Below are 8241 nucleotides of genomic sequence, written 5' to 3'. Positions count from 1 at the left end.
CCTCGCCGGCAATCGACTCCGCCTGCCTCGAGTGCCGGCGCTCACCGGATGGCGCGGACCTCCGGCTCCACACGACGCACGGCGACGTCGCGCGCCTCCCCCAGCAGGTCTGCGAGATCCTGCGGATACACGGCCTCGCCGTGGCGCTGCAGGTCCCGGATCTCGCCCTCGGCGAACCAGCGGTGCTCGAGGCTCATGCGGCGCTCGAGGTCGGTGAATCCGCCGTCGCCCGGCTCGAAGGCGGGCGTCTGCAGCGCGAAGAACAGTTCCTCCGAGCGGATGAGCTCGCCGTTGAAGGGGAACACCGCCACCCGCCGCCACATGGGCCCGCACAGCTGCTCGGGCGCGACCGGCAACCCGGTCTCCTCCCCCACCTCGCGGACGGCGGCCGCGCGCAGCGTCTCCCCCACCTCGACCGCACCGCCGACGGTGAACCAGAAGTGCACGTCCGGCGTGGTCGGGTCGTGGCCCCGCAGTAGCAGCACCCGTCCCTCGTGGTCGAACAGCACCACCCGCGCCGAGGTGCGCGTCTCGTCGAGCGACAGGCCCGTCGCCGCGGCCGGGTTCGTGCGCTCGGCGATCTCGAAGTAGTTCGGCAACGGCGCCGTGCCGCCGAGATGCAGCCAGCGCACCGGCCGGCGGCTGCGCAGCGTCAGCGTGTCGCGGACGGCGTCGTTGTGGAACCGCCGTGCGATCAGCACCCGCGCCTCGGCATCGGCGAGTTCGGCCACCAACTGCGGGCGCAGCCGCTCGGTGTCCACCGCGGCCAACGCGGCCGACAGCGCGTTCTCCGCCGATTCCCGTTCGGCACGGTCTGCCCGTTCGGCGCGGTCGGCCAGCGCGGCCAGCCGACGGCCCTCGGCGACCGGGGTGGAGGCCGCGATGCCGCGCGCCACCACGGCGCGACGGGCCAGGGCGGCGTCGAGCGCCTGCCAGGAGAGGTCCGAACGCACGTGGAGCCGGTCCAGCCGGTTGGCCGTGCCGTAGGCCCACAACCCGAGCGCGACGATGATCGCGGAGATCAGCGCCAGGACGAGAACGGTGACCGCGGACAGCGTCACGTCCCACTCCCCTCACGCGGTGCCGTCGCCGGCTCGCACCTCACGACCGGACCTCCCGAACCGGCCCGGCTCCGACGGTGACGGTTTCGTACACGCGCAGGATCTGCTCGGCCACCACCGGCCAGTCGTAGGAGCCGACGATCTCGTTCGCCGCCGCCACCAGGGCGCGACGGCGGGCACCGTCGTCGAGCAGGCCGCGGATCGCGGCGGCGAGAGCCTCCGAGTCGCCCAGCGGGACGAGCACACCGGCGCGCCCGTCGCGCAGTACCCGGCGGAACGCGTCGAGTTCGCCGGCCACCACAGGGGTACCGGCGGCCATCGCCTCCACCAGCACGATCCCGAAACTCTCCCCACCGAGGTTGGGGGCGCAGTACACGTCGGCGCTGCGCATCGCCGAGGCCTTCTCCGCGTCGGACACCTGGCCGAGCAGCCGCAGGTGCCGGGCGTACCGGCCGGCCTCCTTGCGCAACCGGTCCTCGTCCCCGCGGCCGACCACGAGGATCTCGAGGTCCGGGTAGTGCTCGACGAGCAGCGGCAACGCGCCGAGCAGCACCGCCATGCCCTTGCGCGGCTCGTCGTACCGGCCGAGGAACAGCACGGTGCGGCCGGCGCGGGGATAGCCGGGCAGCGTCGGGGCGTGAGCGAACGAGGACACGTCGACACCGTTCGGGATCTCCACGGCGTCCGAGCCGAGCGACGTCACCTGCCAGCGCCGGGCGAGTTCGGACACGGCGATGCGGCCGCTGATCTTCTCGAGATACGGCTGCAGCACACCCTGGAAGGTGCTCAGCACCAGCGATTTGGTCGTCGACGTGTGGAACGTCGCGACGATGGGGCCCTCGGCGATCTTCAGCGCGAGCATCGACAGGCTCGGCGCGTTCGGCTCGTGGATGTGCAGGACGTCGAAGTCGTTGTCGTTGATCCACCGCCGGACCCGCGCATAGGAGACGGGGCCGAAGCTCAGGCGCGCCACGGACCCGTTGTAGGGGATGGCGACGGCGCGCCCGGCGGAGACGACGAAGTCCGGCAGCTCCGTGCGGTCGGAGGCCGGGGCGAGGACGCTGACCTTGTGGCCGCGTTCGATGAGCACGTGGGCCAGGTCCACGACGTGCGCCTGCACCCCGCCCGGTACGTCGAACGAGTACGGGCACACCATCCCGATCTTCACCGCGCCTCCATCCGGGCCAGGCGGGCCTCGGAGAGGTCGTCGAACCAGAGCGGTTGCAGCATGTGCCAGTCCGCGGGGTGTTCGGCGATGTCGGCGGCGAAGCAGTCGGCGAGAGCCTGTGTCGCCGGCCCGATCCCGCCGGTGACGTCGAGTTCGGGGTGGACCCGGAAACCCCAGCCGCCGTCGGTGAACCAGCAGTGCACCGGCAGCAGCGGCGCGCCGGTCTCGGCGGCGAGCTTCGCCGGGCCGGCGGGCATGCGGGTGGGCTCCCCGAAGAACGTCACCGGCACGCCCTTGCGGGCCAGGTCGCGCTCGCCGAGCAGGCAGACGATCCGGTTCTCGCGCAGCCGCGTCGCGAGCCGGTCGAACGGCGGCGACTCACCCCCGCTGAGCGGGAAGATCTCGAAGCCGAGGCTCTCGCGGTACGCGACGAACCGCTGGTAGAGCGATTCGGGGCGCAGGCGTTCGGCCACCGTCGACAGGCCACCGTAGGTCTGCGTGCACCACACGCCGGCCATGTCCCAGTTCCCGCTGTGCGGCAGCGCGAGGATCACACCGCGCCCGGCCGCCAGTGCTTGCTCGATGTGCTCGCGGCCCTCGACGGCGTGATCGAGGGCGGCGGCCGTCACGGTCAGGTCCATCGAGGGCAGCCGGAACGCTTCCCGCCAGTAGCGGGCGTAGGACCGCACGGACTGCCGGATCAGCTCGTCCGGGACCTGCGCGGCGGGCACGCCCAGGACCCGGGCGAGGTTGCGGCGCAACTGCTGCGGGCCACCGTGGCGCCGGGCGGCGACGTCGGCGCCGAGGTCGAACAGGCGGCAGGCGGTGGACTCGGGCAGCGCCCGCACGAGCCGCCACCCGGCGGCGTAGCCGAGGTCGGAGGCACGTTCGGTCGCGCTCATCGGGCTTCTCCGTCGGCCGGGGTCGACGACGGCAGGGGCAGCAGCTCGCGGGCATCCGGGGAGCGGCGCACGGCGAGCACCCGCTGGAATACGGTGATCACCGAGCCGGCGGCGAGCAGCCACATGGCGGCGTGGATCGCCCACCACACGCCGAGTCCGGTGACGCCGGCGCCGACCAGCACGATGACGAGCCGGTCGGGCCGCTCGATCAGGCCGCCGTCGGCGGACAGGCCACTCGCTTCGGCGCGGGCCTTGGCGTACGAGATGACCTGGGAGGTGACCAGGCAGATCAGAGTTGCGATCAGCAACGGTCGGCTCTGTTCCCCGTAGACGGCCCACCAGGCCAGCCCGGCGAAGATCGCGCCGTCGGCGAGGCGGTCACAGGTGGCGTCGAGGACGGCGCCGAAGCGGGTGCCGCCGCCGCGGGCGCGGGCCATCGCCCCGTCGAGCATGTCGAACATCACGAACAGCCAGATCACGATCGCGCCCCAGAACAGCTGCCCCATCGGGAACAGCGTCACGGCGGCGGCGATCGTGGCAACGGTGCCGATGAGTGTCACCGCGTCCGGCGTGAGGCCGGTGCGGATCAAGGCCCTGCCGAGCGGGGCGGTGACCTTCGACACCGACGCACGCCCGAAAAAGCTCAGCATCCACCGACCCCCGTCTTCCGTTCACACCGTTGCGTCCGGGACACGATCCTGCCACGCCCGCGAACGGCGACAAACATACAGGCGGGGGCGGCGACGGACACCGGGGCCGGGGCCCGGTGCGGCGTCACTCGTTCCAGGCCGCCGCGAGCAACGCGCGGGTGTCCCGCAGCAGCTGCGGCATGACCTTGGCGCCGCCGAGGACGGTGATGAAGTTGGCATCGCCGCCCCACCGCGGCACCACGTGCAGGTGCAGGTGTTCGGCGAGCGAGCCGCCGGCGGCGGCCCCGAGGTTGAGGCCCACGTTGAAGCCGTGCGGCCGCGAGACGCTCTTGATGACCCGGATCGCCCGCTGCGCGAATGCCATCAACTCGGTGCTCTCCTCGGGGGTCAGGTCCTCGAGGTTGGCGACCCGGCGGTACGGCACGACCATCAGATGACCGGGGTTGTACGGGTACAGGTTGAGCACCGCGTACACGTGCTCGCCGCGCGCGACGACGAGACCCTCCTCGTCCCGCATCTTCGGGATGTCCGTGAAGGGCTCGTACGGCGCCTCCTTGGATCGCGGTGCCTCCGCGATGTACGACATCCGGTGCGGGGACCACAGCCGCTGCAGGTGGTCGGGTTCTCCGGCACCGCGATCGACGAGGGCGTCGTCGGAGCAGTCGCCGCTCACGCGGCGCCGCCCCGGTCGACGGGAGCGACGAGCTCCGCGGTGGGCGAGGCGTTCTCCCGCCGTCCGATCCACTCGGTGACCAGACGGATCGCGTCGGCCACGGGCACACCGTTGACCTGGGTGCCGTCCCGGAACCGGAAGCTGACCGCCCCGGCCTCGACGTCACGCTCGCCCGCGAGCAGCATGAACGGCACCTTCTGCGTGGTGTGGTTGCGGATCTTCTTCTGCATCCGGTCGTCGCTGGTGTCGACCTCCGCACGCACCCCGGCCGCCTTCAGCTGCCGGGTGACGTCGAACAGGTGATCCTCGAAGGCCTCCGCGACGGGGATCCCGACGACCTGCACGGGGGCGAGCCACGCCGGGAAGGCGCCGGCGTAGTGCTCGGTGAGCACGCCGAAGAAGCGCTCGATCGAGCCGAACAGGGCCCGGTGGATCATCACCGGCCGATGCTTGCTGCCGTCGGGACCGGTGTATTCGAGCTCGAACCGCTCGGGCAGGTTGAAGTCGAGCTGGATCGTCGACATCTGCCAGCTGCGCCCGAGCGCGTCCTGCACCTGGACGGAGATCTTCGGCCCGTAGAAGGCGGCGCCACCCGGGTCCGGCACGAGATCGAGCCCGGAGCCCTCGGCCACCTCGCGCAGCGTGTCGGTGGCCTCCTCCCACAGGACGTCGTCGCCGACGAACTTCTTGGGGTTCTTCGTCGACAGCTCCAGGTGGTAGTCCTCGAGGCCGTAGTCCCTCAGCAGGTCGAGGACGAAGTTCAGCGTCGTGGTCAGCTCGTCGCGCATCTGCTCGCGGGTGCAGTAGATGTGCGCGTCGTCCTGCGTCATGCCGCGCACCCGGGTCAGGCCGTGGACGACGCCGGACTTCTCGTACCGGTAGACCGAGCCGAACTCGAAGAGCCGCAGCGGCAGCTCCCGGTAGGAGCGGCCGCGGGAACGGAAGACGAGGTTGTGCATCGGGCAGTTCATCGGCTTGAGGTAGTAGTCCTGGCCCGGCTTGCGCACGGTGCCGTCCTCGTTGAGTTCCTCGTCGATGTGCATCGCCGGGAACATGCCGTCGCGGTACCAGTCGAGGTGACCGGACACCTCGTAGAGGTGCCCCTTGGTGATGTGCGGGGAGTACACGAACTCGTAGCCGGCCTCGACGTGCCGCCGGCGCGAGTAGTTCTCCATCTCCTGGCGGATGATGCCGCCCTTGGGGTGGAACACCGGCAGACCGGAACCGAGCTCGTCGGGGAAGCTGAACAGGTCGAGCTCGTTGCCGAGCTTGCGGTGGTCGCGGCGCTCGGCCTCGGCGAGCAGCTCGAGGTAGCGCTCCTGTGCCTCCGGGGATTCCCACGCGGTGCCGTAGATGCGCTGCAGGCCGGCGTTGTCCTGGTCACCGCGCCAGTAGGCGGCGGAGCTGCGGGTGAGCTTGAACGCCGGGATGTACTTGGTGGTGGGGATGTGCGGGCCGCGGCACAGGTCGCCCCAGATCTTCTCGCCCGTCCGAGGGTTGAGGTTGTCGTAGATCGTCAGTTCCGCGCCGCCGACCTCCATGATCTCGGGGTCCTCGTCGAGGGAACTGTTGCCGGCCGACTTCTCACTGATCAGTTCGAGCTTGAACGGCTCGTTCTTCAGTTCCTCGCGTGCGTCGTCCAGGTTCTCGACGACGCGGCGGGAGAACCGCTGCGCGCCCTTGACGATCTGCTTCATGCGCTTCTCGAGCTTCGCGAGGTCCTCCGGGGTGAAGGGTCGGTCGACCTGGAAGTCGTAGTAGAAGCCGTCCTTGATCGGGGGCCCGATGCCCAGTTTGGCCTCCGGGAACTCCTGCTGCACGGCCTGGGCGAGGACGTGTGCCGCGGAGTGCCGGATGACGGAGCGGCCGTCCTCGGTACCGGCGGCGATCGGCTCGATCTCGGTGTCCTGTTCCGGCGTCCACGACAGGTCGCGCAGCCGGCCCTCGCCGTCGCGGACCACGACGATCGCGTCGGGTCCGCTGTTGGGTAGGCCGGCCTCCCGGAGGGCGGCACCGGCAGTGGTCCCCGCGGGCACCCGGACGAGCACGGCTGGGTCTACGGATGCGGGCGTCGTCACTGTGGTGGGCTCCTCGGGCTCGTGCCGGTGATGGGTGCACCGACGCCGCGGGGCATGCCACGCGTCGGCAACCAGACCATGCTATCGACACCACCCCGGTCGCCCGTTCACCCGGGCACCGCCGGGGCGGTGCGGGCCGGAGCGGTGCAGGCTGGAGCGGTGCAGGCTGGAGCGGTGCAGGCTACAGGCGGCGCAGTCCGCCGAGAACCCGCGACAGGAGCTGGGCGTCGGGGCCGACCCCGTCGACGGTCCGGTGGACGGTGAGTTCCCCGGTGGCGGCGAGGTCGCCCACCAGGACCCGCGCGACCCCCAGGGGCAGCTTGGCCAGAGCCGCGATCTCCATGATGGAGCGGGGTTCGGCGCACAGCGCCAGAATGGTGCGGTGTTCTTCGAGGCCCGTGGCTCCCACGGCGTCGGGCACGGCCGAGACGAGGACCTCGAGCGGGAGATCCACCTCGGCGCGGGTCCGTCCCTGGCTGCGCACGAAGGGCCGCACGAACGACGGCTGCGCCCCGCTCGGCTCCTCTTCCCTCGGGACCGCGGTCACGACGGCGGGCATCGGGGTCGACGCCGGGGCGGCGACGGTCGCGAAGGCACCCGTCGCCGGCGGGTCCACCGCGGGCGCGGCCTCGTGCCGCTCGGTCGCGCCGGGGGCCGGGGCCGGGCGGTCCTTCCGCCGTCGGCCGGCAGATCCGAATCGTGCTCCTGTGGCCCCGACCAGGGGCCAGTTGTTGTCGGCGACACTCATCAGCCGCATCCTCCTCACACCGACCGCAATCCTGCCATCTGCGCAGTGCGGTCCGATGAACGCGCAGGTCACGACCGCTCCGCCGACGGCTGTTCCGTCCGGGCGCGCATCGAGCCGCGCCCGAAACGACGAAGGGCACCCCCGTGGGGGTGCCCTTCGTCGGTGCTGTGGTCCCGGCTGGGATCGAACCAGCGACCTCCCCGGTGTGAACGGGACGCTCTTCCACTGAGCCACGGGACCGGGCCGCTTCGCAGCGGCTCGAACGAGAAGGAACATTAACACGCCCACCGGGTGAACACGAATCGCCTGGTCGCCCCCCGTTTTCGGTGGCGACGGAGGCCGGGCGCACCGCCATCGGCCCCGGCGCGGGAGCCCGTGCCGCGCACGCGGATCCGCCGGAGCCCGCACGCCGGCGCCGGTGAGGGCCCTCACGACCCACGAGGACGCCTCGTCCGCGCCCTCACCTGCAGATTTGTGTGTTCTGACGATGGTCGGCTAATGTTCTCAACCGCACCACGGAGAGCACGACGCCGGACGGTGCGATGCGGATGTAGCGCAGCTGGTAGCGCATCACCTTGCCAAGGTGAGGGTCGCGGGTTCGAATCCCGTCATCCGCTCCACCACCCGCGCGATTAGCTCAGCGGGAGAGCGCTTCCCTGACACGGAAGAGGTCACTGGTTCAATCCCAGTATCGCGCACCACGATCGACCAGGTTTCACCCCGCACTTCTCGACCCGGGCCACCGGGAAGAGAGGTGCACATGCGGATGTAGCGCAGCTGGTAGCGCATCACCTTGCCAAGGTGAGGGTCGCGGGTTCGAATCCCGTCATCCGCTCGAGAGGTTGGACTCGACCTTTTACGGTGGAGTGGCCGAGTGGTGAGGCAACGGCCTGCAAAGCCGTGCACACGGGTTCGATTCCCGTCTCCACCTCGCGCGATTAGCTCAGCGGGAGAGCGCTTC

7 protein-coding genes and 5 tRNA genes are annotated in these 8241 nt (G+C 71.0%); 4 read left to right on the top strand and 8 right to left on the bottom strand.

What is annotated here, in order from left to right:
* Positions 1–41: 41 nt before the first annotated feature.
* From CQZ88_RS28745 to CQZ88_RS28710, 8 genes are all read right to left on the bottom strand, one after another.
* Positions 42–1061, bottom strand: coding sequence for an NUDIX domain-containing protein (locus CQZ88_RS28745; protein WP_006943826.1), 1020 nt, complete (start codon positions 1059–1061; stop codon positions 42–44).
* A gap of 40 nt (positions 1062–1101) precedes the next feature.
* Positions 1102–2229 (bottom strand): glycosyltransferase family 4 protein, encoded by a 1128-nt coding sequence (locus tag CQZ88_RS28740; protein WP_065922611.1) that lies wholly within the window; start codon positions 2227–2229, stop codon positions 1102–1104.
* Complete coding sequence (locus tag CQZ88_RS28735; protein WP_006943828.1) at positions 2226–3131, bottom strand: phosphatidylinositol mannoside acyltransferase; 906 nt, start codon at positions 3129–3131, stop codon at positions 2226–2228. Before CQZ88_RS28735 ends, CQZ88_RS28740 begins: the two co-directional genes overlap by 4 nt.
* The gene (gene pgsA / locus CQZ88_RS28730) at positions 3128–3781 is read right to left on the bottom strand and encodes a phosphatidylinositol phosphate synthase (RefSeq protein ID WP_006943830.1); all 654 of its coding nucleotides are present in this window, start codon (positions 3779–3781) and stop codon (positions 3128–3130) included. Before pgsA ends, CQZ88_RS28735 begins: the two co-directional genes overlap by 4 nt.
* A 124-nt stretch (positions 3782–3905) precedes the next feature.
* Entirely contained in the window at positions 3906–4454 is a 549-nt protein-coding gene (locus CQZ88_RS28725; RefSeq protein WP_006943832.1) for an HIT domain-containing protein, read from the bottom strand.
* On the bottom strand, positions 4451–6532 hold the full coding sequence (thrS, locus tag CQZ88_RS28720; RefSeq protein ID WP_102800638.1) for a threonine--tRNA ligase: 2082 nt from the start codon (positions 6530–6532) through the stop codon (positions 4451–4453). The genes CQZ88_RS28725 and thrS overlap by 4 nt, the downstream gene beginning before the upstream one ends.
* 181 nt (positions 6533–6713) lie before the next feature.
* A complete protein-coding gene (locus CQZ88_RS28715) occupies positions 6714–7280 on the bottom strand; it encodes a DUF742 domain-containing protein (RefSeq protein ID WP_043798251.1) in 567 nt (188 codons plus the stop codon).
* 168 nt (positions 7281–7448) lie between these two features.
* Positions 7449–7520: transfer RNA gene (locus tag CQZ88_RS28710), tRNA-Val, on the bottom strand.
* Between the two features lie 304 nt (positions 7521–7824).
* Here CQZ88_RS28710 and CQZ88_RS28705 point away from each other — a divergent pair.
* From CQZ88_RS28705 to CQZ88_RS28690, 4 genes are all read left to right on the top strand, one after another.
* A tRNA-Gly gene (locus tag CQZ88_RS28705) sits at positions 7825–7900 on the top strand.
* 6 nt (positions 7901–7906) lie between these two features.
* Positions 7907–7981 (top strand) — tRNA-Val (locus CQZ88_RS28700).
* A 61-nt stretch (positions 7982–8042) separates the two neighbouring features.
* Positions 8043–8115, top strand: a tRNA-Gly gene (locus tag CQZ88_RS28695).
* Positions 8116–8140: 25 nt separating this feature from the next.
* Positions 8141–8211 (top strand) — tRNA-Cys (locus CQZ88_RS28690).
* Positions 8212–8241: the final 30 nt, after the last annotated feature.

Source organism: Rhodococcus sp. ENV425 (assembly GCF_002887785.1).
GTDB lineage: Bacteria > Actinomycetota > Actinomycetes > Mycobacteriales > Mycobacteriaceae > Rhodococcus > Rhodococcus aetherivorans.
Note: the sequence above shows the minus strand (reverse complement) of the source record. Positions and strands in the feature narration are given on the sequence as shown.

What these genes read in the sequence shown, in the direction of transcription:
- CQZ88_RS28735 (WP_006943828.1), bottom strand. Translation starts at nt 3,131, where the DNA reads ATGAGCGCGACCGAACGTGCCTCCGACCTCGGCTACGCCGCCGGGTGG.
- pgsA (WP_006943830.1), bottom strand. Translation starts at nt 3,781, where the DNA reads ATGCTGAGCTTTTTCGGGCGTGCGTCGGTGTCGAAGGTCACCGCCCCG.
- CQZ88_RS28715 (WP_043798251.1), bottom strand. Translation starts at nt 7,280, where the DNA reads ATGAGTGTCGCCGACAACAACTGGCCCCTGGTCGGGGCCACAGGAGCA.